At 46.1% G+C, this 26993-nt stretch carries 29 protein-coding genes; 14 read left to right on the top strand and 15 right to left on the bottom strand.

Annotated elements, in window-relative coordinates:
• The first annotated feature begins 4 nt into the window (after positions 1-4).
• The 13 genes from ACSIPU_RS24745 (at position 5) to ACSIPU_RS24685 (ending at position 13412) form a co-directional block, all read left to right on the top strand.
• Complete coding sequence (locus ACSIPU_RS24745; protein WP_012477371.1) at positions 5-1063, top strand: ATP-grasp domain-containing protein; 1059 nt, start codon at positions 5-7, stop codon at positions 1061-1063.
• A gap of 9 nt (positions 1064-1072) precedes the next feature.
• On the top strand, positions 1073-2215 hold the full coding sequence (locus tag ACSIPU_RS24740; protein WP_001280115.1) for a phosphoribosyltransferase domain-containing protein: 1143 nt from the start codon (positions 1073-1075) through the stop codon (positions 2213-2215).
• A complete protein-coding gene (locus ACSIPU_RS24735) occupies positions 2208-2981 on the top strand; it encodes an HAD family hydrolase (RefSeq protein ID WP_001040058.1) in 774 nt (257 codons plus the stop codon). Before ACSIPU_RS24740 ends, ACSIPU_RS24735 begins: the two co-directional genes overlap by 8 nt.
• Before the next feature lies 1 nt (position 2982).
• Positions 2983-4062 carry a cysteine protease StiP family protein gene (locus ACSIPU_RS24730; protein ID WP_001585166.1) on the top strand — a complete coding sequence of 360 codons (1080 nt, stop codon included), beginning with the start codon at positions 2983-2985 and terminating at the stop codon, positions 4060-4062.
• Positions 4062-5018 carry an HpcH/HpaI aldolase/citrate lyase family protein gene (locus ACSIPU_RS24725; RefSeq protein ID WP_011152965.1) on the top strand — a complete coding sequence of 319 codons (957 nt, stop codon included), beginning with the start codon at positions 4062-4064 and terminating at the stop codon, positions 5016-5018. The genes ACSIPU_RS24730 and ACSIPU_RS24725 overlap by 1 nt, the downstream gene beginning before the upstream one ends.
• 10 nt (positions 5019-5028) lie before the next feature.
• On the top strand, positions 5029-6237 hold the full coding sequence (locus tag ACSIPU_RS24720; RefSeq protein ID WP_011152964.1) for a DUF4236 domain-containing protein: 1209 nt from the start codon (positions 5029-5031) through the stop codon (positions 6235-6237).
• A gap of 17 nt (positions 6238-6254) precedes the next feature.
• Complete coding sequence (terW, locus tag ACSIPU_RS24715) at positions 6255-6722, top strand: tellurium resistance protein TerW (protein WP_001176767.1); 468 nt, start codon at positions 6255-6257, stop codon at positions 6720-6722.
• A 462-nt stretch (positions 6723-7184) separates the two neighbouring features.
• The gene (locus ACSIPU_RS24710; protein WP_001253657.1) at positions 7185-7823 is read left to right on the top strand and encodes a vWA domain-containing protein; all 639 of its coding nucleotides are present in this window, start codon (positions 7185-7187) and stop codon (positions 7821-7823) included.
• A 22-nt stretch (positions 7824-7845) separates the two neighbouring features.
• Positions 7846-8487 (top strand): TerD family protein, encoded by a 642-nt coding sequence (locus tag ACSIPU_RS24705; protein WP_000116681.1) that lies wholly within the window; start codon positions 7846-7848, stop codon positions 8485-8487.
• Complete coding sequence (locus tag ACSIPU_RS24700; RefSeq protein WP_001253658.1) at positions 8487-9125, top strand: vWA domain-containing protein; 639 nt, start codon at positions 8487-8489, stop codon at positions 9123-9125. Before ACSIPU_RS24705 ends, ACSIPU_RS24700 begins: the two co-directional genes overlap by 1 nt.
• A gap of 84 nt (positions 9126-9209) precedes the next feature.
• Entirely contained in the window at positions 9210-10250 is a 1041-nt protein-coding gene (locus ACSIPU_RS24695; RefSeq protein ID WP_001253656.1) for a TerY-C metal binding domain-containing protein, read from the top strand.
• Positions 10250-11887, top strand: coding sequence for a PP2C family serine/threonine-protein phosphatase (locus ACSIPU_RS24690; RefSeq protein WP_000081059.1), 1638 nt, complete (start codon positions 10250-10252; stop codon positions 11885-11887). The genes ACSIPU_RS24695 and ACSIPU_RS24690 overlap by 1 nt, the downstream gene beginning before the upstream one ends.
• Positions 11888-11912: 25 nt before the next feature.
• Positions 11913-13412: a helix-hairpin-helix domain-containing protein gene (locus ACSIPU_RS24685; protein WP_001284315.1), complete on the top strand. Its 1500-nt coding sequence runs from the start codon at positions 11913-11915 to the stop codon at positions 13410-13412.
• A gap of 165 nt (positions 13413-13577) precedes the next feature.
• Here the strand turns inward: ACSIPU_RS24685 and ACSIPU_RS24680 are convergent, their stop codons facing one another.
• Both ACSIPU_RS24680 and ACSIPU_RS24675 read right to left on the bottom strand, forming a co-directional pair.
• Complete coding sequence (locus ACSIPU_RS24680; protein WP_001232447.1) at positions 13578-14660, bottom strand: competence protein CoiA family protein; 1083 nt, start codon at positions 14658-14660, stop codon at positions 13578-13580.
• Between the two features lie 360 nt (positions 14661-15020).
• Positions 15021-15233 (bottom strand): Hha/YmoA family nucleoid-associated regulatory protein, encoded by a 213-nt coding sequence (locus tag ACSIPU_RS24675; protein WP_001285422.1) that lies wholly within the window; start codon positions 15231-15233, stop codon positions 15021-15023.
• A 169-nt stretch (positions 15234-15402) separates the two neighbouring features.
• Between ACSIPU_RS24675 and ACSIPU_RS24670 the strand changes: the two genes are divergently transcribed.
• Positions 15403-16578, top strand: a complete 1176-nt coding sequence (locus ACSIPU_RS24670) for a tyrosine-type recombinase/integrase (protein WP_000795949.1) — start codon at positions 15403-15405, stop codon at positions 16576-16578.
• A gap of 301 nt (positions 16579-16879) precedes the next feature.
• Here the strand turns inward: ACSIPU_RS24670 and ACSIPU_RS24665 are convergent, their stop codons facing one another.
• The 13 genes from ACSIPU_RS24665 to ACSIPU_RS24605 all read right to left on the bottom strand — a co-directional run bounded on the left by ACSIPU_RS24665 (position 16880) and on the right by ACSIPU_RS24605 (position 26965).
• The gene (locus ACSIPU_RS24665; RefSeq protein ID WP_001198595.1) at positions 16880-17785 is read right to left on the bottom strand and encodes a hypothetical protein; all 906 of its coding nucleotides are present in this window, start codon (positions 17783-17785) and stop codon (positions 16880-16882) included.
• A 9-nt stretch (positions 17786-17794) separates the two neighbouring features.
• Complete coding sequence (locus ACSIPU_RS24660) at positions 17795-18757, bottom strand: DNA replication terminus site-binding protein (RefSeq protein WP_000119428.1); 963 nt, start codon at positions 18755-18757, stop codon at positions 17795-17797.
• 90 nt (positions 18758-18847) lie between these two features.
• A complete protein-coding gene (locus tag ACSIPU_RS24655; RefSeq protein ID WP_000549069.1) occupies positions 18848-19294 on the bottom strand; it encodes a hypothetical protein in 447 nt (148 codons plus the stop codon).
• Between the two features lie 16 nt (positions 19295-19310).
• On the bottom strand, positions 19311-19847 hold the full coding sequence (locus tag ACSIPU_RS24650; RefSeq protein ID WP_000107167.1) for a hypothetical protein: 537 nt from the start codon (positions 19845-19847) through the stop codon (positions 19311-19313).
• A 73-nt stretch (positions 19848-19920) separates the two neighbouring features.
• On the bottom strand, positions 19921-20178 hold the full coding sequence (locus ACSIPU_RS24645; protein WP_001371933.1) for a hypothetical protein: 258 nt from the start codon (positions 20176-20178) through the stop codon (positions 19921-19923).
• A gap of 7 nt (positions 20179-20185) precedes the next feature.
• On the bottom strand, positions 20186-20776 hold the full coding sequence (locus tag ACSIPU_RS24640; protein ID WP_000578891.1) for a hypothetical protein: 591 nt from the start codon (positions 20774-20776) through the stop codon (positions 20186-20188).
• 44 nt (positions 20777-20820) lie between these two features.
• Complete coding sequence (locus ACSIPU_RS24635; RefSeq protein ID WP_001004201.1) at positions 20821-21096, bottom strand: hypothetical protein; 276 nt, start codon at positions 21094-21096, stop codon at positions 20821-20823.
• Between the two features lie 263 nt (positions 21097-21359).
• Positions 21360-22316 (bottom strand): hypothetical protein, encoded by a 957-nt coding sequence (locus tag ACSIPU_RS24630; RefSeq protein WP_000149830.1) that lies wholly within the window; start codon positions 22314-22316, stop codon positions 21360-21362.
• Positions 22317-22487: 171 nt separating this feature from the next.
• Complete coding sequence (locus ACSIPU_RS24625; RefSeq protein WP_000472041.1) at positions 22488-23426, bottom strand: hypothetical protein; 939 nt, start codon at positions 23424-23426, stop codon at positions 22488-22490.
• 66 nt (positions 23427-23492) lie between these two features.
• A complete protein-coding gene (locus ACSIPU_RS24620) occupies positions 23493-24413 on the bottom strand; it encodes a hypothetical protein (protein ID WP_000991697.1) in 921 nt (306 codons plus the stop codon).
• Positions 24414-24481: 68 nt separating this feature from the next.
• Complete coding sequence (locus ACSIPU_RS24615) at positions 24482-25417, bottom strand: hypothetical protein (protein WP_000691119.1); 936 nt, start codon at positions 25415-25417, stop codon at positions 24482-24484.
• Positions 25418-25486: 69 nt separating this feature from the next.
• Positions 25487-26365, bottom strand: a complete 879-nt coding sequence (locus ACSIPU_RS24610) for a hypothetical protein (protein WP_000762003.1) — start codon at positions 26363-26365, stop codon at positions 25487-25489.
• 78 nt (positions 26366-26443) lie between these two features.
• On the bottom strand, positions 26444-26965 hold the full coding sequence (locus ACSIPU_RS24605; RefSeq protein ID WP_001011130.1) for a hypothetical protein: 522 nt from the start codon (positions 26963-26965) through the stop codon (positions 26444-26446).
• Positions 26966-26993: the final 28 nt, after the last annotated feature.

Raw genomic sequence — 26993 nt, 5'->3', positions numbered from 1 at the left:
AAAAATGAACAAGAAAATTTGGTTTATGGAAGGTTTATCCTCCCAGCGAGATATTATTCAGGGGGTAAAATCATTTGCAAAAAAAAATAATTTTGCCATTACCGTTTTTGCCTCCCACCGTAACGAAAGAAATGAAATCCTTTCCGTTGCCGACTATTCTTTGACTGAACCTGAAGATCCTCAAAAACGTCTTCAGTTTATCCAGGAAACCATTCAGTCCTACGGCATCCACCATATTCATACTGGCCGTAACAGCCAGTGGTTTGAAGAACACCGTTCAGCCATTGAATCGACCGGTGCCACCCTTACTACCGGTGCAACGGGCGTCGACTGGTTAACTCTGGCTGACGAAAAAGTTACTTTTGCTCAGTTTATGGAGCAAAAGGGTCTCCCGGTCGTACCATCCTGGCGGGTGAATACGCTGACAGAATTAAAAACACACCTCGCGGCCCCGCCGTTCACTGACAGCCCGGTATGCGTGAAGCCGGTGACGGGTATCTATGGCATGGGATTCTGGCGCTTTGATGACAGTGCTTCGCCTATGGCCGTCTTTAATCATCCCGAACATCGTCTGGTCAGTCCGCAACAGTATATTGCAGCAGCATCAGCTGCTGAGTCGTTTAAACCCCTTGTTTTGATGCCGTACCTGCCAGGCCCGGAATTTTCCGTCGATATCCTCGCGGATAAGGGCGAAATACTCGCAGCCGTGGGACGCCGTAAGGAAGGGGTTATCCAGTATCTGGTAAACGAAGGAAGCGCCTGGGAACTGGCGTGTGACTGCGCCAGGGTTATGAAGGCCGACGGGCTGGTGAATGTTCAGACGCGAAACGATGTGAATGGCAACCCGGTGCTGCTTGAAACCAACATGCGTCCGTCAGGGGGGGTGGGTTATACCCTTCACAGCGGGGTGAACCTTCCTGGGTTATTTGCTGCCTTTAAGCTCGGTCTGATGTCTGAAGATATGGTGCGCCAGAGCGCTAAAAACACCTTTTCTCCGGTTGCGGTGAGATCCATTACGGATGTAATTGCATACCCGGAATCACTCTCTAACCTTCTGAATTAAGGCGTATTTATGTCTGATATCCTCGAAGATATGATTTATCGCCGTACCCTCTCATGCGGTACGATTCAGGTAACCCGCGACCAGGGTGAAGTTTCGCTCGATGACCTGTTTGACATCGCTGAAAGACGTAACCCGAAACGCGCCTTTCTGTTTGTCAGCAAAGTACTCGGCAGGCACATTCCCGTGCCACCCTCAGTCATGCGGCAGGCCTACAGACAGCTTGCCAGCCAGTTCCCCTCGACACTGACAGGACCCGTACTGTTTATCGGTATGGCTGAAACCGCCGTTGGGCTTGGGGCCGGTGTATTTGATGAAGTGCGCCACCAGCATCCTGAATCTGTCTATCTGACCTCTACCCGTCACCCGGTTGATGGCACGTTGCTTTGCGAGTTCAAGGAAGAACACAGCCACGCCACCGATCATCTGATCTATCTGCCAGATGATGAAGAGAAAAGACGTCGTGTTACCAACGCACGAACGCTGGTTTTGATTGATGACGAGGCAACCACCGGTAATACCTTTATTAACCTGCTTTCAGCCCTGCGTAATACCGGCAAGCTTCAACATATTGAACAGGTTATAGCCGTTACGCTTACCGACTGGAGTGGCAAAGCCTTGTCCGAGCGCAGCACCTTACCAGTCACTTCGGTTTCTCTTGTAAGCGGTAAGTGGGGATGGACCCCATTACCTGATGCACCTGTCCCGGACATGCCGAAAGTCAACGTAACTTCACGAGGAGAATGGGACATCCAGGGAAAACAGTCCTGGGGCCGACTGGGGATGCTCGCACCTGCGGCCGATCTCGGCCATGAGGTCTCCGTCCACAAGGGGGAACGTATTCTGGTTCTCGGGACCGGGGAATTCGTCTGGGAGCCGTTCCTGCTTGCTGAACGGCTCGAAGCTGCCGGAGCACAGGCATTTTATGGATCGACCACCCGCTCCCCTATCGCCGTTGGTTATGCCATTGAGTCCGCCATTTCCTTTACGGATAACTACGGGCTGGGCATCCCCAATTTTGTCTATAACGTCGCCCACCAGCAGTTTGACCGCATTCTTGTGTGTACTGAGACACCCGCAGAAAGTATTGACACGCAGCTTCTTAAAGCGCTGGCTGAGGTTGCGGCCGTCGTGGAGATTGTTACCTATGAATAAACCCGTTGTTCTGAGCGACCTTGACGACACGCTCTTTCAGACCCGTCGTAAAATGGTGGACGAGCTGGCCCTGGAGCCATTCCGTACCGGTGCCGTTGATCGCACCCTGAATCCACGAAGCTTTATGACGGAAGAACAGTCCATGTTGGTGGACTGGCTCCTGGAGCAGGCTGAACTCATACCCGTTACCGCACGGGGAACTGAAGAAATCAGCCGCGTACGGATCCCTTTCCACTCCTGGGCAATCACCACTCACGGGGCCGTCATTCTCACGCCAGAAGGCAAACCCGACGAGGAGTGGAAGGCCCATATGCTCGGCCAGCTGGCTCCCTATCAGGAAAAGCTGACATCGATGCAGCGTCTGATCACTGAAATGATGGACGCAAAAGGGATCAATGCCTGGGCAAGGCTGAACTTCGAATACGGTGAAACGGCGGTTTATATGGTGATGAAGCACCGCGACAGCACCCGCCTTGACGAGCTCAATGCCATTGCAGATGAGATAGAAACGGTGTTTCCGACCGAGGGCTTCTACATCCACCGCAACAGTAATAACGTGGCCTGGCTTCCCACCGCGGTTGAGAAAGGGCTGGCAGTCAGATGGCTGCTTGAAAAACTTCGGGCTGAACGCGGAGTCTTCCCCGTAATTGGTCTGGGCGACAGCCTGAGCGATCATCGTTTTATGAAACTGTGCAGCTGGTTTGGCATCCCGCGTCAGAGTCAGTTTGCAGATGCCATTTCACAGCGAATTTTTGGAGAAAATTAAAATGCAGCCACATGACACATTTACCGGCTCATACCAGCCCGGTGACGTGGAATTTCTGCTAAAGCCGGTAGTCATTGAGATGACGCCGGTTGAGCAAAAAGAAGAGCTGATTCAGTCAGGGAAGAAACATTATTCGGACATGCTCAGTCAGGAGCCAGCGCCAACACAATGGCATCTTGATTTGTTTCACCGGGCGCTGGATCGGGGCGCAGAGAGACTTGCAAAAGAAGTCACACAGCTCGCTATTGCTCTGGCCGAACGCTTCGGTGATGAGCCCATTGTACTGGCCAGTCTCGTCAGAGCTGGCGTGCCGCTCGGCGTTATGCTGCACCAGGCCCTGCGTGACATGGGGAAAACCTCATGGCATTACGGTATCAGCATTATCCGGGATCGTGGAATTGACGGTGCAGCCCTCGACGTCATTGAAGAGCGCCATGGTACCAGCGGTATTGTCTTTGTTGACGGATGGACAGGTAAAGGCGCAATTACCGGAGAGCTTGTACGCGCACTGAAAGATCGCCCGGGCTATCCTGAGCAGCCGCGACTGGTTGTCCTGGCCGATCCCTGTGGCTGCTCCTGGCTTGCAGCCAGTGATGATGACTGGCTCATTCCTTTTGGCATCATGGGTGCGCCGGTATCAGGCCTGATCTCCCGGTCAGTATGGTCCTCTGAAGGATTACATGGGTGCATGGTTTGCGAGCATCTCAGTGAATTCGAATGCAGCCGGATGCTTGTCGATACCGTCGCCCATTTCCGTAAGAAGTTAACCCCGTCATCCCTCGCTACCCTGAGCTGGAATATGGAGTCAGCCCGGGTCTTATGGCAGACAAGTCGCGACGTTATCGCGTTCCTGGCCGATGAATTTAAAGTGGACAGCGTCAATCGTATTAAACCCGGTATTGCTGAAGCAACCCGGGCTGTATTACGTCGGGTACCGGACCATGTATTTGTGCGTTCTATTGACGACCCGGACGTTGCCTTGCTTGTAGGGCTTGCTCGTGAAAAGGGAATAGTTGTTACAGAAATGGGGGGAACCCTCGGCCAGTATCGGGCTGTAACCATTATCAAGAAGGTACTCTGATGAAAAATCGTCTTTCTCCCTGGAATCTGGGAGCCACGCTATACATGCCTGCAACACGGGAAGATATTGCTGATGCCGTCCTGCACGGGAAAATCCCGGGTTTGCGCTCTCTGGTGATTTGCCTGGAGGATGCTGTCAGTGAAGCAGACATCCCCATCGCCCTCAAAAATCTGGAGCACCTGCTGCACGAGCTCAGTAACAGCATGCGTAGCCTGGGTAAAAATGACTGGCCTCTGGTGTTCATTCGCCCTCGGCATGCCGAAATGGGCAGATGGTTAAAAGCGCATTATGATCTTTCCGCTGTCGATGGGTTTGTGTTGCCGAAATTTACCCTCAGTTCGTTAGCTGAATGGTGGGATATCATGGGCGGGACTCACCTGTGCATGATGCCAACGCTGGAAACAGAAGACGTCTTTGACGTGGTTCAGATGCGCGAGCTGGCCACTCGCCTGGTGGAACATCCCTGCCACGACCGCATTATTGCGCTTCGAATCGGCGGCAACGATCTTATGAACGTTGTGTCGCTTCGCCGCCCCCGGGACCTGACGCTGTATGACAGCCCGATGGGCTACGTCATCAAAATGCTCGTTTCAGTCTTCGGCCCGCGTGATTTTGCCCTGACCGCGCCCGTATGTGAGCATATTGACGATCATGCCGTTATGGCCAGAGAGCTGGCTCTTGATATGGCACATGGGCTTGTTGGGAAAACGGCCATTCACCCGGGTCAGATAGAGGTCATTCAAAACGCGCTGATGGTCACTCAGGGTGAGTATTCTGACGCTCTGCGGATCCTGAACTCTACCCAGGCCGTGTTTAAGTCGCAGGGAGCAATGTGTGAACCCGCCACACATCGCCGCTGGGCGGCTGGCATTCTGGACAGAGCTCGTTTTTATGGGTTACAGAACGAGCAAAGCGCTGATGGAATCAGATTACTTACCGTGACCCAGCATCATTAAGGAAATCATAATGGGGTTCAGGTTCAGAAAGTCGATCAACATTATTCCTGGCGTTCGCCTCAACCTGAGTAACGGTGCACCGAGCCTGAGTGTCGGGCCGAGAGGTGCTTCCGTTTCTTTTGGTAGCCGGGGGACCTATGCCAATCTGGGCTTGCCCGGTACCGGGCTGAGTTACCGTACCCGGCTTGACCGGGCCGCGCGTTCCGGAGGTGGAAACCGGACGGCAACCGACCCGGGGCTCAGACAGGCGCTTGAGCAGGAAGCCGCTGAACTCATGTCAGCGGTAACCGCAATCCGTAATATTCACGAGCTGACGCCGGATCCAAAAACAGGCATCAGCTGGGCAGAGCTGGAAGCAGTATACCTGCATAACAGAACGTCGCCTTTTCAGGTTCCGGCACCGGTGCGTCCAGAAAAGCCAGACTACCTTGCATTGCCGGAAAAGCCTGCCGAGAGCGAAGGCATTAGTTTTCTGGGTAAATGGTTTGAATCGGAATCAGCTAAAGCTGAGCGCCACGCCGAAAATCTTCGCCGGTGGCAGCAGGAGCTGATTGATGTGGAGCGTGAGAATACCCTTCGACAGCACCGGTACCAGCAACAACGGACGGCCTGGGCCGAACAGTATGCAAACTGGAAGTTTGAAGCAGAAGAACATGAAAAACGGCTCGCCACGGCTCAGGCAGATGCCCGGCAGCAGTTCCGGACAGACGCCGCGTTTTTCGAATCATACCTGGCGGGTGTGCTGGCAGAAACTGAATGGCCGCGTGAAACGATTGTTGCATTTGAAGTAAAGCCGGAGCTATCAGCAGTCCTGCTGGACGTTGATTTAGCTGAGATTGAAGATTTCCCTGATAAGATTTACGGCGTTAATGCCCGGGGCACGGAGCTGACGGAAAAAGCCATGACGCAAAAAGCCGTACGCGAAAACTATGCCCGCCACGTCCATGGCTGCTTGTTCCGCCTGGTCGGTATCGTTTTACATACGCTACCTTTCGACAACGTGATTGTGTCAGGCTTTACGCAACGGGTCAGTAAGCGGACCGGCTATCTGGAGGATGAGTATATCCTGTCCTGCAAATGCACTCGCAGCCAGATGTCGTCAGTAAATTTTGCAGGCATAGAACACATTGATCCGGTTGAAGCGTTAGGCGATCACCCGGTTATTCGAAAGATGAGCAGTACCTTCATTTTTCAGCCTATTGAACCACTAACCCTTTAAGCAGGCTAAATCTTACGATGCAATTAAATACCAGACAGGCCCGGATTTTTAAGCTTGCCAACTTACTGGGCACCGGCAAGCCCGTTTCCGCTGCCGACATTATAACCAGTCTGGAATGCTCAGAGCCGACATTAACCCGGGCCCTCAAAGAGCTACGCGAGTCATATTCTGCGGAGATCAAATACAGCAAGGCAGGTCATTCCTACCATCTCGTTAATCCGGGCCAGCTGGATAAAAAGACCCTTCGCCGGATGAATGAAGCGCTCGCACAGAATGCTGAACTGAAAACCGGTGAGTCTACAGGGAAGGTCGTACTCGATAAGGATAAAAAAACAGCCGTGTCCTTATCGCTACGCATGCGGATCTTAAGAAAAATTGACCGTCTGGCTGCGCTGAGTGGCTCGACCCGAAGTGAAGCGGTAGAGAAGCTGGCTCTGCACTCCGTTGACGAACTGATAAAAGAATACAGCGCTAAAAAGTCCTGACGCTAAATCTCAGACCGGGGTGAAAACCCCGGTTTTGTCATATTTTACCTCTGTATTGGCGTGACGTAGTTTTGATCTATTCTCCTCCCGCAATGCCAGCAGCGCCTTACTGACTACAAAACCTGGTGTCTTGACATCCTCTTGTGCTACACATCAATCTTTGGGCGTTTTACACTCCATTCATGCAGATCTGTGATGTATGATGAATTTCATACATAAGACAGTTTATTTGTCCGAGTTTTTTCAGAAATCTTATATTCCAGTCCGGTCTGAATTATTTTTCTGTTGATAAGAGGCCATTCACATGTCGGTAATTCTATGGTGGTTAACTTATTTCTTTAATGCCGCTTCTGAGTATTTAATCTCCACCCGACAGATGTCGTGCCGTTTTATCAAATCAACAAACCCTGGCCTCTTCCTGAAACTACTCTCCTCTTACGATCACTTAAGAAGGAATTACATTTGAGACGCTTACCCGTATATCTGCTACTCGACACGTCCGGCTCTATGCACGGAGAGCCTATCGAAGCGGTTAAAAATGGCGTTCAGACGCTGCTTACCACGCTGAAACAGGATCCGTATGCACTCGAAACGGCTCACGTGTCAGTGATCACCTTTGATTCTTCAGCCCGACAGGCAGTCCCCCTGACAGACCTCCTGAGTTTCCAGATGCCAGCACTAACAGCCAGCGGCACCACGTCTCTTGGCGAAGCGCTTTCCCTCACGGCCAGCTCCATTGCCAAAGAAGTACAGAAAACGACGGCTGACACTAAAGGTGACTGGCGTCCCCTTGTATTCCTGATGACGGATGGAAGTCCGAATGATGACTGGCGTAAAGGCCTGAATGACTTTAAAGCGGCCAGAACCGGCGTTGTTGTGGCATGTGCAGCCGGGCATGATGCCGATACCAGCGTCCTCAAAGAAATCACTGAAATCGTGGTTCAGCTCGATACAGCTGACAGTTCGACGATTAAAGCTTTCTTTAAATGGGTCAGTGCGAGCATTTCGGTAGGCAGTCAGAAAGTGGAGTCCAGCAAAAAAGAAGTGATCGGTCTTGAAGACCTGCCACCGCCGCCGCCAGAAGTAAATGTGGTCTTATAATTTTATTGATTAAGGGGATATCATGTCTGTCAGTCTGAGCAAAGGCCAGGGCGTAAGCCTGAAAAAAAATGAATACGATCTCTCGTCCGTTACTATCGGCCTCGGTTGGGATATTAATGAGGAAAAGAAAGGTTTTCTCGGCGGGATCTTTGGTAAAAAAGAAGAAGAATACGACCTTGATGTGATCGCTTTCCTGTGTAATTCAGCCGGAAAGGTGACCGATCTCGGCAATGTGGAAAATGGTAAACCAACGCTTGTGAATGGCGATATCATCTTTTTCAACAGCCTTCGCCATAAGTCAGGCAATATCTGGCTGACGGGCGATAACCGAACCGGAGCCGGTGACGGTGACGATGAGCAAATTATTGTGCGCCTGAATTCCCTTGACGCTCAGTACGAGAAAATTGTGTTCATCGTTCAGATCTACAATGGTGAAAAGCTCCAGCAGCACTTTGGTAAAGTTCAGAATGCCTTCATCCGGGCAGTAGATGCCCGTAATATTGAAATGGCACGATTCGATCTTTCTGGCGGACCCGCCTTCGCCAGCCAGCGCTCCATGGTCTTTGCCGAGCTGATACGCGAGGCTACAGGCTGGAAACTCAGGGCAATTGGTGAGCCTTCAGAATCAGATTCGTTTGTCTCGCACCTGAGGAATTACATGTGATGCGCCGCCTGCCTGTTTACCTTGTTATCGACACATCCGGCTCGATGCGCGGTGAGTCAATCCATTCCGTTAACGTTGGAATTCAGGCGATGCTTAGCGCTCTTCGCCAGGATCCCTACGCCCTCGAAAGCGTTCATATCTCCATTATCACCTATGACAATGAGGCGCGTGAGTTCATTCCTCTCACGCCGCTGGAAGACTTCCAGTTTTCTGACATCGTTGTGCCAAGCGCAGGCGGGACGTTCACCGGTGCTGCCCTTGAATGTCTGATGCAGTGTGTTGAACGGGATGTACGTCGCTCAGATGGTGATACCAAAGGAGACTGGCGTCCTCTGGTATTCCTGATGACTGATGGAACCCCTTCTGATGCCCTGGCGTACGGTGAAGCGGTAAAAGCGATTCGCGGCCGGGGATTCGGATCCATCATTGCCTGCGCCGTTGGTCCTAAAGCAGGCCATGAGCACTTAAAACAGCTCACCGATAAGGTTGTGTCTCTGGAGACGCTAGATTCAACCGCGTTTGCAGGTTTCTTTAAATGGGTATCGGCCAGCGTGTCTTCCGGCAGCACAAGCGCGGGGATCAATAACGGAACTGATACCCTTCCCCCTCCTCCACCAGAAATCCAGCTGGTGCTCTGACAGACAGAAAGGTGCTGTTTCCGGGCAGCACCTTTCTGTACAGCAACGTTTTCTGCTGGCCGTACCAGCCGTACGAGGAAAATTATGAGACGCCTTCCCGTGTTTTTTGTCCTGGACTGTTCAGAGTCCATGATTGGTGAAAACCTGAAAAAAATGACTGATGGTCTGCAAATGATCGTCGGAGATTTAAGAAAGGATCCACACGCACTTGAAACAGCCTGGGTCTCGGTAATCGCATTTGCCGGTGTAGCCCGTACGATTGTACCTCTTCACGAAATTGCCTCGTTCTACCCTCCCCGCCTTCCCGTTGGCGGCGGTACGAGCCTTGGAGCTGCATTGCGTGAGCTGACCGTGCAAATTGATACCCAGGTCAGAAAAACCACTCATGAGGCTAAAGGCGACTGGAAACCCGTCGTGTATCTCCTTACCGACGGACGTCCGACTGACGACACAACCGCAGAAGTGAAGCGCTGGAAGGATCACTACGCGAGTAAAGTGAATCTCATTGCCGTTGGCCTGGGGCCGTCAGCGGACCTGAATATCCTGCGGCAACTGACAGAGAATGTCATGCTGTTCACCGAATCTCAGGAAGGGGACTTTACCCGCTTCATCAAATGGATCACGGCCTCGGTTACGGCGCACAGCCGCAGCGTCGGGGACGACAAACAACCTGAGCTCAGCCAGACTGAATACATAGTCCGGCTGGCCAAGGACGAGCCAGTAAAAGCGTACGACGAAAACTGCGTTACGCTTACCGGCCGTTGCAGCAAGACCCGTCGTCCGTACCTGATGAAGTATGAACGGCCACCAGCAAGGGTTTCCGGGCTCGATTTCAGTCTGAACCTGAACAGCTTTAATATTGCCGGATGCTATCCCATCGATGAGGACTATTTTGCGTGGTCAGATGCCACCGCTACCGGTTTGCAGGTAAATACCAGCGAACTGCATGGCGTACCGGGTTGCCCCCACTGCGGTAATGCCAGTGCGTTTGCCCTGTGCTCATGCGGAAAGTTGCTGTGTATTGACGGCCCGGATGACGTGATCTGCCCGTGGTGTGAAACAGGCCTGTCATTCAGCAATGATGGCGGAAACACTAACTTCGACGTAAACAGAGGGAGAGGTTGATGTCGCAAAATGCTTTACTTGAAGAGAAGATTATCCGCTTAGTTCTGTCTGAGCTGGGCCACCCTGTTGAAGGTGAGCGGCTTTTACTTCTATCGCAGGACCCATCCCTTACCGAAGAAATTATGCGGCTTAAAGAGCGGATTGAGAGCCTTGCACAGGGTTTATCTGCGCGGGTTAGCGAAGGTGATAACGACGCAGAGATTGCCGCCTCGTCAGCATCCAGTCTTTCCGATCAGCAACAAACGGTCGTAAGTGTTGCTGATAACCCGGGCATTGACGCTACCGATACATCAGCACTGCAACCCCTGCCAGAAAATGAGCCTCATCCTCCGTTCTGGAAGCTGATGCCTTATTACGAATTTGATAAACCAGCACAGAGGGAAGACGAAAACCTGTCTTCCCTGGTATTAAAACCCGGGCAGATACCGACAGGCCAGCAGCGGGCCAGCTTAGCTGTGCCACCTGCCGTTCCCCCGAGAGCTAAAATAACGATCCCCAACGCCCGCGCAGGCGAACGTTTCTCTTCGCCGGTTGCTATCGTTCTGGGTGAGGGCCAGCAGGCTACTGTCAGGGACGTTGTCTTTCCCCGGAACATTGGCCTGTCTTTTGACAAAGAACAGGAGTTGCTGACAGGTACTCCCACCGAAAGCGGCGATATAGAGCTTTCAGTAATCTGGTCATGCACGTCGCACGACGAATGTGAAACAAAACAGCTATTTATAATCAATCCCGATCCGAGAAGCCTGTGGAAGGTGGTAGAGCCACCAGCAGACGCTCCCTACCCTAAGTCCCATCTGGACGCTGCTGGCCTGGTCAGGGGTGATATACGTATTGCTGCCGCCAGTCGCCGGGGACGCTCTCATGAGCATGCCGGAAGCTTCAGAGATGACGACTTCTACATCAACCACTGCCAGGAAACAGGATGGTCTGTCATGCTGGTCGCAGACGGAGCCGGTAGTGCGGTAAATTCCCGGGAAGGCTCCCGGATTGCAGTCAAAACGGCTGGCGATTACCTTTTAAATCAGCTCAGTGGTGTGAAAGGCGTCCATTTAAAGCAGCACATCACGGCGTGGGAAGGGAGCGATCAGCAGGCAACAATAAACGCCATGCTTCATCATTTTAAACAGGCAGCTACGCTCGCGGTCAACAGTATCCAGAACGAAGCCATTTGTGCAGAACAACCTGTGAAATCCTATTCAACAACCCTTCTGGCAACTGTAGCGCTACGAACTGATAACGAGCTGTTTGCGGCTGCATTCTGGCTTGGTGATGGTGCGATAGGTGCATACAGCCCTTCCGGTAAAGTCAGGATACTGGGAAATCCCGATAGCGGAGAATACGCAGGACAAACCCGTTTCCTTGACCAGAGCATTATCGCAGACCCCTCGTTTAGCGGCCGCATCAGCGTGGGTAAATGGAATGATGTATCTCACTTGATCCTCATGACAGACGGCGTCTCAGACCCTCTGTTTGAGACGGATAATGGGCTTCGCAGTGACGAAAAATGGACCCGTCTCGTTGATGAGCTCAACCCTGTCCTTACAGACGCCAGTATTGCGCCTGAGAGGTTAGGCGACTGGCTTAACTTTTTCTCCACAGGGAACCATGATGACCGCACTATTGCGGTGTTGTGGTAAGGGATACGCTTTTTCGGTGATCAATATGGCAAATATCGTTACGTGCAAAACAAAGGACGGCGAAACAGTCCAGTATGTTGACGAGGTAATTGGTTCGGGCTCGATGAAGGATGTTTACTTTTCGCCTGATAAATCATACGTCGTCGCTTTTTATCATAAACCGCAGAACGAGCAGGCCCGGGATCGGATTGATATGATCACCGGACGCTACAGGCAAAACATTTTTGGCCAGTCCGGAGGTGAATACTGGAAGGACCTGTTTTGCTGGCCGACCCATGTTGTTGAGCATGGGGATAAAATCGGCATCGTGGTTCCAACCTACAAAAGCTACTTTTTCTTTAAATACGGCTCTAAAAACGATGATTTTCTTGGCATAAAAGGTCGTGAAAAGGAAGGCAAATGGTTTGCCAGCGCCAGCAACCAGAACAAATTTCTCGACCCACGTGAACGAGGCAATACGCTTACCTATCTCAAGGTCTGTCTGCTGCTGACAAGAGCCGTCAGAAGGATGCATGCGGCAGGTCTCTGTCACAGCGATCTAAGCTATAAAAACGTGCTTATCGATCCAGAAATGGGACATGCCTGCATCATTGACGTAGACGGCCTGGTTGTCCCTGGAAAGTATCCTCCCGACGTGGTGGGCACCCCGGATTTTATCGCTCCGGAAGTGGTGAAAACCAGTCATCTTTCCAAAGAGGATCCGAACCGCGTATTGCCAAGCATTACTACTGACCGTCATGCGCTGTCGGTGCTTATCTACATGTATCTGTTCTTCCGTCATCCGCTACGTGGCGGAAAAATACATGACATGTCGGATGAAGTACGTGATGAGACCTTATCTATGGGTGAGAAGGCACTCTTCATTGAACATCCGACAGACAAAAGCAATGCAGTCAAAGTCAGTCAGCTATCGTCCTTTTCACTGCCCTGGGCTGACCCGGAGAAAATTCCTTACACCATCATGGGCCCTTATCTGACACCTTTGTTTGAGCGCGCCTTTATAGATGGCTTACACGATGCCACTAAACGCCCGACCGCCGATGAGTGGGAAAGCGCCCTGGTTAAAACAGTCGATCTGATACAGCCCTGCCAGAACAAGGCGTGTGAACAGAAATGGTACGTTTTCTCGGGTAAGACAAAGCCGGTTTGTCCCTACTGCGGTACGCCATACAAGGGTAAATTACCGGTTCTAAATTTATATTCTTCCCGAAAGGAAGGCAGTTATCGTCCTGACGACCACCGGTTGATGGTGTGGAGCGGGCAGTCAATCTATGCGTGGCATGTGAATCGCCTCATTGCGCCAAATGAGCGTACAACCGATTTGCAAAGGAAACGAGTTGGGTATTTTGTTTTCCATAACGATCAGTGGTGGTTAGTAAATGAAGGCATAAATGGGCTTATGTCATTACCGGATAAACGACAGATTGCCATTGGGGAAAAAATTGAACTGACGAATAACGCTCAGTTTGTTCTGTCAAAGGAGGAAGGCGGCAGGCTGGTCGTCGTTCAGTTAGTAGAAAACTAACGGACGCCCATAACGACTAAAACGTTCTGGCAGCATACTGAACCTGTTTAATGAATCACTATATTAAGCTGTGTCAAATTTAAGCTGCCAGAAAAACTGACTGTCTGTGCCGGATATGCGGTACACCTCCTGCGGCAAGGGTTTAATGCGCAAAGCCCAATTTATTTATAAGAGTGAATAGTTTTGTGGCTCTACCCTGCCGCTCTCCTTTCCTGTGTCATGGTTTTTAACATCTGAAATACTGACATTGTTAAGCCGGTGATTGTATAAGGCGATGCGGACAATCTCATGAAGATATTCAAGTTCGTTTTGTGTCAAGGACTGGCCTTCCTGGGTTTTTGAAATCATTTCCTGCCAGCAGATCAGTCTTTCGTAACTGACATGTTCGCTGTTTTCCAGGCAGTGCAACCTGAAATAGCGAAGGAACAAAGGAAATTCATCGGTCTGAGCGATGTCATAAGCCCGAACCGTTAACCGACACAGACATACAATCGTATCCTGCTGTAACCTGACTAACGCGTTATGACTGCCCGGAAGGATATCAGGCAATTTCATCTTACAGTCAGCAAGGCGCTGAAGAAGAGGCCCTTCCTCTGAAGGCTCCCGTCCCCGATACTCCTGAAGAGGTTCAGATTCAAGTTCATGCATTAATGGATGATATAGCCATTCCCGGGAACTGGTCTCATCAATGATCAGGCTTTCAATGCACTCACTGTATGTTGTTTTACGTCGCCCGAGCTGCACCTGACTGATTTCATATTCAATATCTGGAAGATCGATACGCAATGCGGCAACTCTTTCGGAAGGATGAAGGTGGTCAAAGGTTAACTTCGCAGAAATGCTACGATCCCTGTCCAGAAAGACGGCCACACATAAATCATTAACCTTTACGAACAGATCAGCTGTGCCTCCGAACATACTGCCGCTTCCAATAACCTCATTCAGTGAAACCGGCCCACCATCGTCGCCAGCGAGAAGATTTGGGAAACCAAGAACCTGGTGCTCGTTGATGACTTCAATAATTTTTCCCCGGATGGCTTCCATCAGACCATCACAGTCACCGGCTACAGCAGTACTGTGTGAGAAATGCCAAAGCTTGACCTCCCCCTGCTTTGCTAACAGATCAGTTTTGCAAGCGGGGCAGATGCAGTTACAGTCGATACCCCGGCTGACCTCTGTAATATCTAAAAAGAGTCCTGATTCTCTCTGGAGTCCAAATGGAATACCAAATGTGTAACTCTTACGCATGGCTGCACCCCGTTTTTGATAATTATTCAAACTATATCCGAAATAACGGAGGAGGATTTCTGTAAAACGAATTAAAAGAAATGATTTTTTAGCTTTCCAGATTAATGTTTGACAAGAATCAAATGAGAGCCTTACAAATATGGAGAGAGAAGTTTAGGTAAAGTAACTTTTATCACAACTTCTAAAATTAAGGAGAATATCGGATGTATTTAGCAGTGGGCTTGGCTTATGATTAAAGTCTTTCTCCGAACTTAATAAGAAAGTTAAAAAGACAGGCTATTACAGTGCCTTTAGCCCCGAAAGGGGCATAAACTATTTTCAAATCCAGACACAGTCTTTTTGTTGTGCCAATATCAATAATTACTCGCGAACAAAGGTCCACACACTCGCAGGAACTTTGTCATATAACTTTTTCATTGTCAGTTCAGCTTTACGATGATCATAAGCACCAGAAATTTCAAGAGAGGCGACACCCGAGTTTTTTTCACATAACCTTTCAAATACTTTTTCGAGCGTTTCGAACGAACTACACTTACGGAATTTCATTAAATAAGACTGCTTTGTGTCAGACATAATCAACCTTCTTTAGACAGGCCTCAACTGGCCAGGGATAATCTTAATATCATTTTTCACTTAAGCCTAACGATTTCACAACCTTTTTCGTTGTTTCCACCCTGTTCATAACCAGGTACATGAGTGCTAAAATGACTGTAAATAAAACCAGTGTATCCCGGTGAGCAGGATGAAGAATCAATCAGTGATCAGACAGTTTTCGGAAAGCGAATTGCATCAGCAGCTGGAAACGTTCGGCAACCATGATAAACAGCTTTCACGCTTGATCCGTTACTTTTCCCATCTGAGATACAACACAGCTAAAACCTATCTGCACTGGCTACGAGTATGGAACGAATGGTATCAGGCGAATGCCCGGTTGCATACAGACTGGCCAGTAAGTTCGCTCCCCGTGTCTGAGGAAGCTCTGCTGGCGTTTATGGGGCATCTTGAAGGCAAATTGTCACGAAGCAGCATAAACAGCTGTCTTCAGGCCTTAAACAGTATCCATAAAAAAGGGCTTAACCTGCCCGGGATTATTACGTCTGAAGCATGGTACATGCTGGAAGCCTTAAAACAATCGGAAGCCCGGAAGCGAAAGACGACTAAACAGGCAACTCCCTTTCTTATTGGCGATCTCAAGGCTCTGATAAAGTTACGCAGTACTACAAACTCAGTTCGTAAGCTTCGTGACCTGTGCCTGATCTGGACAGGCTTTGAAACACTGCTCCGTTCATCCGAAATTCGCCGTATACGTCTGAAAGATCTGTCTCTGGATAGTATGACCGGTGAATTTAACCTGACGGTATACCGTACAAAAACGAACATCAGTACACTTCTTACCTACCGGCTGACACGTCAGTTAACTAACTGCCTCTTGAGATTGATGAACCTTGTGAAAATGGATCAGCACAGTCATCCGGATGAATACCTTTTCCAGGCCGTAAATTTCCATGATACAGGCTATATGCCACCCGGCTGGAAGCTTCGGAGTAAAGGGAATGAGCTATCTGAGCTTCTTAAACGGCATAACCTGCCCTACCGTGCTAAACAAAGTCTTCTGAACGATGAAGATGAGGAAGACACTGTGGACGATGCCGGTATGCTCAGCAAAAATTCCCTTTTACGGGCATTTAAAGAAATGTGGAATGAGCTTTATCCAAATGAGACTAAAACCCGTTACTGGACAGGGCACAGCGTTCGTGTAGGCGGTGCGATACAGCTGGATATTGAAGGTTACTCGCTACCACAGATTATGGAAATGGGGAACTGGTCGAATGAAGAAATGGTTATGCGCTACATTCGCAATATTGAAGCTGGTAAAAAAGCCATGATCAAGCTTATGCGAAATGCCTTTGATGAATAGCGCCCTCACGGGCGCATAACTTTATTTTTTCTTGAACGGGTTAAGTCTGGTGAGATTAGAGAGTGCCCCTCCCGGAGGCAAAATTCCCGTCCTTTTATATTTGTACACGCCATTTAATTTCATTGTCTGGATTCCAAGATTAATAAGCGTGACAAGTTTAAGGGTATACAGGAGTGTAAATTGGGGAGCAACCTGAATAAAAACTAATAACAAGCCTGCACACATTACACGTAGCCATGCCGCGTACTCCATGCTCAGCGGACGCTTGAAATAGAATCTTTCGAGCAAATCAACTGTCTTATTACTGATCCACGCCGCCGCCACTGAGAGTAACAACACGATGCACACCATAATGCCCAGTTCCATTTTCACTCCCTTCTCTTTTAGTCTGTTTAAGTTGAGGCTTAGCCACAGTAGTTTTGTTTTTTGCTTTTTTCTTAGGTTTGGTATGGTGAAACAGAAAACAATCCACCATTACCCAACCATTTTTATATCGAGCCACCAGCATCTTCTGGCTGGGGTAATGAGCATGAAACAGCATTTTCACGTCCATGGTGCCCATCAACGACTGTTTGCGCTTTAGCTCATCCTCAGCCATCTGAAATTCTTGTAAGAATTCTGAAGACAGACGCTGACGCAGAATTCTTATGGCACTGGAGTTTTCATCATTCTTTGCCAGGTGCCCGAAGCGTACAAGTGCCTTGTGGGTTATCTGGATGGGTCCCAGATGAGAGCTGAGCTGTTCGTACTGCCAGAAGTAGGTCAAATCCACCTTAACCCAGCTGATGCTGTCCAGCAGAGCCTCGTTCATGATGGTTCCGGACATAGGTACCATTGTCAGCCTGGCCAGACGCATATGTATGTAGTCCGTAAGCAACCTCAGCGACTCAGGAACGTTTTTATTGAGTAGGAGATGCTGAAGCACCGGGGTTGCGGTCTGCCAACACAGATTGCGCCCGTCAGGCAGGAAAGCAAACTTTTGATCGTCAGGCGCAGAGTTCGAAGCGTTTTCCTTACGAAGCAAAAAATAATGGCCGCACAGCAGCTCTGCTCTTACCTGGTCCTCGTCAGGGTCATGTCGGGCTTTACTTAGATCAACGGTTAGCACAACGCGGTTAATCGCATCAGCGTGATATTTTTTTACCCAGACGCAGACACGATAGAGACGCTCATCGATTTTCTGGCTGGCTGTGGAAATCCATTGCATTGTTGTTCCTTAATTTTCGGGGCTGACAATGAAAATGCCCAGCTCAGCCCCCGGCACGAGTTCTGTATATTTCAGGCTCAGCTTCCGTTGGTTGGACGGACCCTGGCTGTTTTCAGGAGCCCAGTCAGAGAGCGTTTTTAATTGAGGTATGTTGCCTGCTGCGAAAATGGGCAAGGATGCTTTTACTACTGAATAATCAGTCTCAGCATATTTATTCCCGTTTCGTTCCTGCCCTTCAGGCCTAAATGCAAAAATGTGAGCAATCGGAACAGGGAAAGAGTTAGTTCGACAAAGGCGATAAGATTCGCCCTGCTTCAGTGGGTGAAATTCAAGACGGTGTAAAGCCTTATCGATATTAGACACGACATTCAAATTGGTAGTTGCTACATTTTTTACTTCTGAGGCTCTCCTGCGCTCCAACAAACTCACAAGTTGCTCTGCTGTTTTAACTTCCTGGTTTCGGTTTAGCCGCCATGAAAAAGTAACTTTTTTAAGCTGGGACTTGATGAAAAGGATATTTCTTGTTGAGTGCATAGCGACAAGGCCCGGGAGCTTCTTGTGCACTTTATCAAAACGGACATTCTTTTTATTATCGATACGCCTCATTGCCGCAGCAAAATCATTTTTTGCTTCGTTTATAGAAGTGATCAAGCTTTCGAGAAGATCTGCTCTTTCGGGGACAATGATTAGACCCGGGTATTTAGTGGTTACTTTGGTGGAATCATGACTTAATGACTCTATGTCATCCACACAGATGTCAGTAAGTGCCTGAATAATTTCCTCAACCGAAGCATCGTCTTTAATACTAACCCTGATGGGTTTAACCTGCTTCAAGCGCTCTTCTGTTCTAGATACGGTGGAGACAGTCATCAGGTTTGCCATCATCGGGGGGGTGTTCGAAAGAAAACACTTGAGCGAGTCGATGCGTTCCAGAATCTGGTCACGAAAATAGGGCAAATCGTCATAACTCATACGTTTCTCCAGGCTCATGTTATTTCCAATCAATTTTGCTGCCCAGGCTGACCTTGCAGAACATAAATGTCATGTAAACCTCTAAAGAAGTCATTTTGAAACAGCTTTCACAGCATGCGATTTATGTTCGATAGGGCTCATGAACAAAGGATGATAATGGAGACGCCATGGATAGTGGATAGTCTTACCCACCTGGGTGATCCGATTGAGGCGAAAACGACCATTTATACAGTCAACTGACCAAAGCCCGGGAGAAACTAACCTCTTCCAGCGGTAAAAAGAGAAACCTGCAACACAGAGGTCATGCTCCAGGAAATGTTGAGTTTCGACGACGCGAACTTTTATCAAAAACCCCAGCATTGGCGAAAACCAGATCAACAACCATGTTGGCGGCAGGATGACTTTGTTCAGGAGATGATCTGTCATAAGCAAGGCAGATAACATCAGAAAACTGATAGTCAACCACAGGGCCATCCAACCGGCCCATACGCGGCTCTGACAGGGTTTCCATTCGAGAAGAAAAAGTTTTTTATGCATTCTGCCCCGCCTAATTTTAATGTATTGCCGAAGTATGCTGCATCATGATGGTGGTGCGGGGAAAGATTTCAAACTTCCACAATTCTGAAGCCGTGTTCCAACCATGAAAGATCCCGTCTCCACAGCGAGTGTTAAAAGCAAGAATTTCATCCCTGACCTGGTAAGCGAGCACTTCTGGCATATCAATAAACTCAGGTAAGGAAAGAAGAATTCCATGGATAACTTCTCCGGTTAACTTACTCATAACCTCTTCCTCAGACAGGGCAGCGTCCGGGAACAAACACAACGGAAGTGAAAAACAACATAGGTCAAGACCAATAGCAGCCCTTCCTGCGTCGTAGCCTTCTTCATTAACGACAAAACGAAAGAATTTTTCTGTCTCACCCCGTAATGATGACGGTCCTTCAGACGGAACTTCAATACCACTGAAGACTTTATCGGTCCAGTTGGTAAAAGGACTGGTGAAAACCCAACAAATTAAGGATAACGCCAGCTCTTCCTTAAACATACGTTCAGTGCCGGTAGTTCTGGAAAGTTGCTTTTGAGTACTCATGTTTTACCTGTTGCATGAAATTATTGATGTTATATAAACACAACCGGCATTTTATCTAATAGGTTTGAAAACACTAAAAATCGCAAATGCTGGTACCTTTCTGTTTTAAGAGATTTTCAAGGTAAAGTGAGGCTAGATCAATTGGCTGGTTCTCTTCAAGACAGGCTCGAACAAGATCTTCAATAGAGACCGAATCAACCCCCCTTCCCTGTAAAATTTCTTTAGCAGATGCCAGCGTTTTATGAACGCTTCGACTTAGTTGTAATCTGACTTGTGTGCGGGTATCAAAAAGACAATCTTCTGTGACACTTTGTGAAACGGTTCTACTCATTGAAAAATCACTCCATTTCTGGGATCGAATGAAAATTAACAGCTATAGATGTATCAGGTTTCCCATTTTCTACGATACTCAACCACGTACGCGCTGAGATTTGTTGTTCACAGACGAGTATGTAACCTGTTCCCTGTTGATGATGTAGCTCAAGAGCTTTTAGGATAGGCTCTGAATGAGGTCCGAGAGCATCACGCGTGTGAATAAGCGTTTGCTCTGGCAATACGTTGCTAAGCATAGACAGCAGAACATTACGCTCATCCTCATTATCCGACAAAACAAGAATTATACGAAAACCCGTTTTTATACGAAATCTGATTTCTGAAACTAACTTTCTTAATCTTAATTTATATATGACCAGGCGGAATCGAGTCATCAGTAAAGAGACCACTGTGAAGATAACGATTACTGCGCCATATTTTGACCTGTAGAACCACCAGTTAAGGCCTCCAGCAACTATCAGGATTAACATTAAAATTAAACTCCCATAGAAAAAAAGTGCTGGGTAGCGAGTTGTCTTTCCTTCAATTAGTGCTGAGGCAAATATCAAAATGGATATTCCGTAAATTACCCAGTCAAAAATACTTTCTCCAATCATTCTTTAGTGAACATCCTTAAAAGTGGAAATGTAGGTTTATGGGTTTATGCATTTTCCTGATGGCCTTGACAACCAAGGATTTCACAGAAATTGTCACAGTGTGAAGCTGTAACAAAGCGCTCTCCACGTTCGAATCGCTCAACCAAATCCTTTCTTACTTCACTTCCAGGTTTCTGGAAGATGTACTCAAGCTGGAGATCCTCGGCCGTTGAAAGTAGTCGTTCTATGCTGAAATCAACATGGTAAAAGCAAAACTGATTATCAACCGGGGGAAAGTTGCTTTTGGTACTGTTCTCGTTTTTGGATTTTAGTTCATTCATGAGCTCTCCTTGGTTGAGAACAGTATACAAATCTCTTTAGGGATTTTTTTTCGTTAATAGCACTTTTTTGAGTTTAAAGAGTATGTTCATACCAGAGCATTAGAGGCTACGAAAAGGATAATGGAATTAGAAAGATAGATTTTAAGTGGTGATGTAAGGTGGGATAGGTAGAAGAGGAGTAGACGCTTGTAAGCGAGGCAAAAAAAAGGCACGGAAACCGTGCCATAAGAGTATGTGAGAAAAAATCAAAATCAGGGAAAGAATCAAGCAGCTTGTGAAACTGAATCTCCAACTGCAAGATTTAAATTTCTTAGGTTATCGAAAACTTCAGATACTAAGTCATTACGGTCGTGGATTTTAATCCGCCCACCGGTTAACTCTGAAACATAAACGGTATGGCAGAGGTCAGTAACCACTTCGCCGTATTCATCAACGACTTCCAAAGATGCAATCATCGGAATATAAGAAGCCGCAGCATAGCTCTCATAAATACTTATTATGGAGTCATTGTTGCGTCGAGAAATTACCCTACCAGAAGGTAAAGCCTCATCTTCCATATAGCAATCAGATAGGTCCTCACAGAAGTCATTTTCTTTAAGTGAAATATTAAGGGTCAATTCACTGTTGATAGAGCGTGAATAAGAATATTCACTCAGTTTATAGCAAGCCAAACTTATATCACTAAAAGTTTCATAAGCTTTATAGAGGCTCGATGTTATAGACTCAGATACAAATGTTATTAGTCCAATAAAATGAGTATCCCAGAACTGTTGCAAAGCAAAACGGGCAATCATAACCTGACCATCAACCTGCATCAGTCTGTTATATTCATCCCGGTCATAACCTTTCGACTGAGAAACATCATTAGACATGCTAAGAACTTCACTACAAACATCATCATATTCAAAACGGCTAGTTGCAAAGTGTTTTCCTGAAATCTCAAGGTACTGACCAGAGACTGCGTCAAACACCTCAAGAAAGTAACAGAGTCGAGATTTTAAAGATTCTCTGTTTAAAGCTTCTATTTCATTCTCAGAGATACTATCGACATATAAATCAACAGCATTCTTGAGTTCAATAGCTTTGATATTACAGGTAAAAGAAAGCTCGTCACTTTGACAATGGCAAACACTTAATACTATATCCGCCTCATCAAAATCTATGCCAAGATAGCTCAGAACTGCTCGGACATAGTTTTTATCATCAGATGAATGTGTCATATACACTACCTCAAATTTGAGAGGAAGTGCCCCAGAAGGGAAGCGACTTCCCCACTGGGTTAGATAAAAGTTTGGTTAAGCTAAAAGAAGATGCCAGCGACAGATTTTACATTGTCATAGACAAGTGTCTTCAGCCAACCAAAGTTACTTTTTTGGACTGAAGCAAAAGGATCATTGAGACGCGTTACGAAAATCGTCAAAAGCTTCAGTTATTAGTAATGTGCGATCAGTTACTCTGTATCGGTCATTACTTTCGAGAGATACGTAAGTTGAATGCGAAGAATCACAGACAACACGCCCTCTTTTATTGATCAATCTTACTTCCATCATCACCGGCACATTGATAATTGAAGCAACATCGGTATAGAGGGATATGAGGGCATCATTGTCACAATATAACGCCCCGTTCCCATCAAATGTATCGTTAAACTTAATATATATATCTGGCATATTTGCCGGATAATCATCAGTATTGAAATCAATGCATAACTTTAAGTCATCATTAATACGGCGATTAATCTTATGCTGCCCAACACGTACAAAGCCATGTTCAACAGCTTTGATAATCCTTAAAGTTTCATTAAGACAATCTGTAATTCTTTTCTCGACAAATGAGATAAAGTCACCAAAGTCGGAATGAAAAAACTGTTTAAGTGCAAATTTCGCAACTAACACTTTCCCATCCACCTTCATTTTATCGAGATAAAGATTTCTTATAGCATCAGTAGAAGAATTAGCTTTAGATAACTCTTCACAGTCATTAATAATCATTGAAACAATATCAATAACTTTAACTGGGCTTAAAGTATTACTATATCCGCGAATATCAAACGTAAAAAATCCGAAATTCTTAAATACTCCAAGAAAATAAATTATTTTTTGTTTCAAAAGAATAGAATCGGAGTAAGATGCGTTGTGCTTTATTAGTTCAGATATGTAGAGATCCAACATACAATTTAAATTATCGATATCTACATCGTAATCAAAGGTTACTTTGTCGAACGAAGTATCAGATAATTGAACGGTTATATCGTCAGCGGGAACATTAAGGCCTAAATTTTGATAAAGAAAGGCACTAACAAATTCCACGTGGTCAGATTCTTTAAACATTTACACTACCTCATGACTAAAAAGGAAGTGCTTCCCACCGGGAAGCAAGTTCCCGGATGGGTTAGATTAATTATAAAAGAGTTCTTCAGAAGGTACATGCATTTCTGGTTTGAACTGTTTTAAGGAGTTGTTTATAGCTTTTCGATATAACCCTGAAGAGTGTGGCTTAAACATTTGATATTCCGTAACGAGCAGAGGAGACGTAAAGCATCCTAAGTTCACTAGTGAAATATTTGATGTTTCTTCACAAACATCTAATTCAGCGTATATCCGCCTCTTCATTACCCTGCCTGCTAAATAGCGACGAACATGATTTATAAACTTGTCCGCATCTGATATAGAATTAACTATATAATCAGATGTGACTATCTGATTAGATACAGTTTCAGGTATAGCTTCGGCTATTATTTTTACGTTCATTTCATAATCAACACTATGGAAGCAAGCAAGAATTTGTGGCTTCGCGCTTTCTAAAATCTTTTCAAGAACAGAAAAAATCAGAGAGAACTCGTTTAAAATTCGCTTTTGTATAAGTCCATGTAGATGTTTTATGAAAGGAGAACCGTGTTCAACAAGGCCTAGTATAAGATCCTTAGAGGCCAAATCTGAGCGGTAATAAACGTATTCTAGATTATCCCGGTTAAATCCTTTGATAAGCAAATCAGGCTGCTCTGAGACCAGTCGTAAATGAGTTGAAGCTATAGAAACTTCAAAACGAAAGTTCGCGAGATTTACAGGGCCTGCTTTTAATGTAGCCGCTTCGGAAAAATAAATGAAAAGAGGATGCAAATCATCGTTACCACAGTAAAGATGGTCTGCGCCCTTAAGATATTTCACCAAATGAGGTAGAAAAGATATTACTGGAATATCAGCCACAAATCGAATATGCCGAAATGGTTTTGAATCCAAATATATATTTTCCACTACAGCGCCAACAAAACCCATTTTAACAAGAATAGATTCAACTAACTTTTGTATCGCATTCATTTAAATACCCTCTTAATAGAGGGATTTCTCCCAAAGGGAGAAATCCCTATGGGAGAAAATAATTTTAATTAATAATTGTAGCGAAGCGCATGTTCTTTTTCACTAAGATGGTTTTCATATTCCGACTTACCAGAACTTAAACACTCTTTGAAAAAGACCTTTGAAAAATTCTTCAAGTCACTTCGGTTATTAATTTCTTTGTCAGACATCAACTTAGCTGAGTGTGAGGTATCCACAGGCCCCAACCACCATTCATATTTAATATAAACACAATTGGTTTTTGTATGTCCATTTAGAAATCGTTTTGCATTTCTAAGTATTTTTCTACAACCGTTAAGGTCTGAAAGTAAGATATCTGGAGCAATGAGCTCTTCCAGAATATGACCAGGTAAGCCTTTCCTAAAAAGCTCAACATCGTAACTACAATACCAGTCACGATAATTAAAAGCTTTAATAAGTCTTTCAGGTGTATCCAAAGATATCTTATTCAGGATTTTTAATGCAAAGCATACAGCATCTTTTAACAACTCGTGCACCTCAACATTGATAAATGAGAAAAACGAGCTTAATTCTTTCTCTAAGGAATTATACAACTTACCGTAAATATCCTGAGAAAAAAGATACTGCAATCTTTCTTTATTATAAGTGCAATTCGAAATTGAATAGACTTCTCCTCTTTCGATTTTGCACCCTTCCCTTAAAACTATAGGAAACCTCAAATGGTTAACAATGAAAGAATGATTCTTTCTTTGCTTCAAAGCATCTAATTGAAATTTCGTAATTTCCTCCAGATTTGCATCTTCAAAACCTGGAAAGGGAATATCACAGAAACAAGAACTATATGCTTTTGCTGATTCATACATAAACTCCAGTGAAACATCAGCATCAAAAGACATACCAGAGAACATGCCCTGCCCATTGTCTAAAAATGTAATGTTTTTAACCTGTATTTTTTTATGTTGAACAACCAAAAAGGCATTAATGATTTTTTCGATAATTTTCATGTGATCCTCTCTCAATAAAAAAGGGATCACTCCCATATGGGGTGTGATCCCCACATGGGTATAATTTAATTAAAAATCTGTAAGACCTAAATCTTTATTTCTACCACAAACTGTAGAAGATATAAGACGTTTTACTCGCTTTCGAGCACTTCGGCCTGACGTATCTTTCAAGTACATCGGTAATGACAATGATGAGATTTGATTACTTCGCTTATGATGGCAGACTATATAGCCCTGCCTCCACCCCGAACGCACAAACTCACGGATGCGGTTAATATATGCCGAAGCTTGAGATTTTGTACTTATCGATTCAGAACACTTTAAGTTCTGTTCGATAGAGTAAAGCTCAGCCGCCATTAATTTCACCTCATACAGGTCATCCCCATAACTTATAGTTTTCAACAGCTCTTCCTTTTCCCGAATGAAAAATACTTGCTGCATTCCAAGGATCAGGTCATAGGCCTCTCGAAAGAGGTCGATAAGCTTATTACGAACATAAATCATAAACTCCTCAAAGTGCTGAAGCCAGAAATAAGCCGCATTACTTATTTGTGAATTGTGAGAACAAACAAGCCCTTTAGCAAGCTCGACCTCTTCCTCCCGAAAAGTAAAGTTACTTTTCTTAAACCGACTTTGTTCAAAAATGCTTTGATGCATTTCTATCCATACAGAAACAAAACCGAGGGATTCAAATTCTTCGTTTAACAAATGTAAACTTTCGAAGATTTTCTGAATTTCGATCCCGATGTCATATGACAGTGGACATTCTTTTATAGAATAAACATAACCGGGTAGGAAGTGAGATAAATGCTCAGTTCGCAAATATAAACTGAATTTAAGTTCTGTCAGTGGTTGTTTCAAAGATAATTTAGATGATTCGCTTATATTTACTGGTTCAACACCATTTCTAATCAAAATAGCTTTTACCAGGTCCGTAGCTAACTTCATACAGCCTCCAGTCGTTATTGAGGCCTCCCTGATGCAGGTTGGCCATCAGGGAAAATATGTAAATCAATTAGCAACCAATCAGACCGTTGCCATTACATTGTCAATGTATCTGACAAGGGATGGGCGGTCGTCCTGTAAGGCAAAACGGCGAAGGTCATCAAGATTATACGCAGGAAGATAATCAGCGTAACCTCGAATACGAAGGTCCTCAACCACAACTTTTATATACTCAAATCGTCCAAGATTTCCTTTTAATGGGGGTTTTCCTGGACTAGACAGCATATCGTCTGCTTGCTCCCATGTGATTTCTTTAGCTTCACCACTATGTAGATCAAGATGGACATATATGAATGACTTATAATCTCCACGGCAACGAAGATAATATTTCGGATAGAAATATTTGTCACAACGCAACAAACACGTTCCTGAAGGACGAACTACGTACAACAGGTTTCTGTCATTTTCTAATATGCCATGTTTCAAAATCGTTATATCTATCTCATTATCATGCAGCAAATAGCATGACGATGGTTCATTGACGATGCGCGATTTTATAACAGCAGCAAATTTATTAAAAACTTCGTTAGTTTGAAAATTCATTAAAATGCTCTCCGATGTAAAACGACGA

It is taken from the genome of Klebsiella sp. HN106 (genome assembly GCF_051209435.1).
GTDB lineage: Bacteria > Pseudomonadota > Gammaproteobacteria > Enterobacterales > Enterobacteriaceae > Klebsiella > Klebsiella oxytoca.
Note: the sequence above shows the minus strand (reverse complement) of the source record. Positions and strands in the feature narration are given on the sequence as shown.

Excerpts from the sequence above, each read along its gene's own strand:
- ACSIPU_RS24745 (WP_012477371.1), top strand. The coding sequence starts at position 5 with ATGAACAAGAAAATTTGGTTTATGGAAGGTTTATCCTCCCAGCGAGAT.
- ACSIPU_RS24740 (WP_001280115.1), top strand. The coding sequence starts at position 1,073 with ATGTCTGATATCCTCGAAGATATGATTTATCGCCGTACCCTCTCATGC.
- ACSIPU_RS24735 (WP_001040058.1), top strand. The coding sequence starts at position 2,208 with ATGAATAAACCCGTTGTTCTGAGCGACCTTGACGACACGCTCTTTCAG.
- ACSIPU_RS24730 (WP_001585166.1), top strand. The coding sequence starts at position 2,983 with ATGCAGCCACATGACACATTTACCGGCTCATACCAGCCCGGTGACGTG.
- ACSIPU_RS24725 (WP_011152965.1), top strand. The coding sequence starts at position 4,062 with ATGAAAAATCGTCTTTCTCCCTGGAATCTGGGAGCCACGCTATACATG.
- ACSIPU_RS24720 (WP_011152964.1), top strand. The coding sequence starts at position 5,029 with ATGGGGTTCAGGTTCAGAAAGTCGATCAACATTATTCCTGGCGTTCGC.
- terW (WP_001176767.1), top strand. The coding sequence starts at position 6,255 with ATGCAATTAAATACCAGACAGGCCCGGATTTTTAAGCTTGCCAACTTA.
- ACSIPU_RS24705 (WP_000116681.1), top strand. The coding sequence starts at position 7,846 with ATGTCTGTCAGTCTGAGCAAAGGCCAGGGCGTAAGCCTGAAAAAAAAT.
- ACSIPU_RS24700 (WP_001253658.1), top strand. The coding sequence starts at position 8,487 with ATGCGCCGCCTGCCTGTTTACCTTGTTATCGACACATCCGGCTCGATG.
- ACSIPU_RS24695 (WP_001253656.1), top strand. The coding sequence starts at position 9,210 with ATGAGACGCCTTCCCGTGTTTTTTGTCCTGGACTGTTCAGAGTCCATG.
- ACSIPU_RS24690 (WP_000081059.1), top strand. The coding sequence starts at position 10,250 with ATGTCGCAAAATGCTTTACTTGAAGAGAAGATTATCCGCTTAGTTCTG.
- ACSIPU_RS24685 (WP_001284315.1), top strand. The coding sequence starts at position 11,913 with ATGGCAAATATCGTTACGTGCAAAACAAAGGACGGCGAAACAGTCCAG.
- ACSIPU_RS24680 (WP_001232447.1), bottom strand. The coding sequence starts at position 14,660 with ATGCGTAAGAGTTACACATTTGGTATTCCATTTGGACTCCAGAGAGAA.
- ACSIPU_RS24675 (WP_001285422.1), bottom strand. The coding sequence starts at position 15,233 with ATGTCTGACACAAAGCAGTCTTATTTAATGAAATTCCGTAAGTGTAGT.
- ACSIPU_RS24670 (WP_000795949.1), top strand. The coding sequence starts at position 15,403 with ATGAAGAATCAATCAGTGATCAGACAGTTTTCGGAAAGCGAATTGCAT.
- ACSIPU_RS24665 (WP_001198595.1), bottom strand. The coding sequence starts at position 17,785 with ATGCAATGGATTTCCACAGCCAGCCAGAAAATCGATGAGCGTCTCTAT.
- ACSIPU_RS24660 (WP_000119428.1), bottom strand. The coding sequence starts at position 18,757 with ATGAGTTATGACGATTTGCCCTATTTTCGTGACCAGATTCTGGAACGC.
- ACSIPU_RS24655 (WP_000549069.1), bottom strand. The coding sequence starts at position 19,294 with ATGCATAAAAAACTTTTTCTTCTCGAATGGAAACCCTGTCAGAGCCGC.
- ACSIPU_RS24650 (WP_000107167.1), bottom strand. The coding sequence starts at position 19,847 with ATGAGTACTCAAAAGCAACTTTCCAGAACTACCGGCACTGAACGTATG.
- ACSIPU_RS24645 (WP_001371933.1), bottom strand. The coding sequence starts at position 20,178 with ATGAGTAGAACCGTTTCACAAAGTGTCACAGAAGATTGTCTTTTTGAT.
- ACSIPU_RS24640 (WP_000578891.1), bottom strand. The coding sequence starts at position 20,776 with ATGATTGGAGAAAGTATTTTTGACTGGGTAATTTACGGAATATCCATT.
- ACSIPU_RS24635 (WP_001004201.1), bottom strand. The coding sequence starts at position 21,096 with ATGAATGAACTAAAATCCAAAAACGAGAACAGTACCAAAAGCAACTTT.
- ACSIPU_RS24630 (WP_000149830.1), bottom strand. The coding sequence starts at position 22,316 with ATGACACATTCATCTGATGATAAAAACTATGTCCGAGCAGTTCTGAGC.
- ACSIPU_RS24625 (WP_000472041.1), bottom strand. The coding sequence starts at position 23,426 with ATGTTTAAAGAATCTGACCACGTGGAATTTGTTAGTGCCTTTCTTTAT.
- ACSIPU_RS24620 (WP_000991697.1), bottom strand. The coding sequence starts at position 24,413 with ATGAATGCGATACAAAAGTTAGTTGAATCTATTCTTGTTAAAATGGGT.
- ACSIPU_RS24615 (WP_000691119.1), bottom strand. The coding sequence starts at position 25,417 with ATGAAAATTATCGAAAAAATCATTAATGCCTTTTTGGTTGTTCAACAT.
- ACSIPU_RS24610 (WP_000762003.1), bottom strand. The coding sequence starts at position 26,365 with ATGAAGTTAGCTACGGACCTGGTAAAAGCTATTTTGATTAGAAATGGT.
- ACSIPU_RS24605 (WP_001011130.1), bottom strand. The coding sequence starts at position 26,965 with ATGAATTTTCAAACTAACGAAGTTTTTAATAAATTTGCTGCTGTTATA.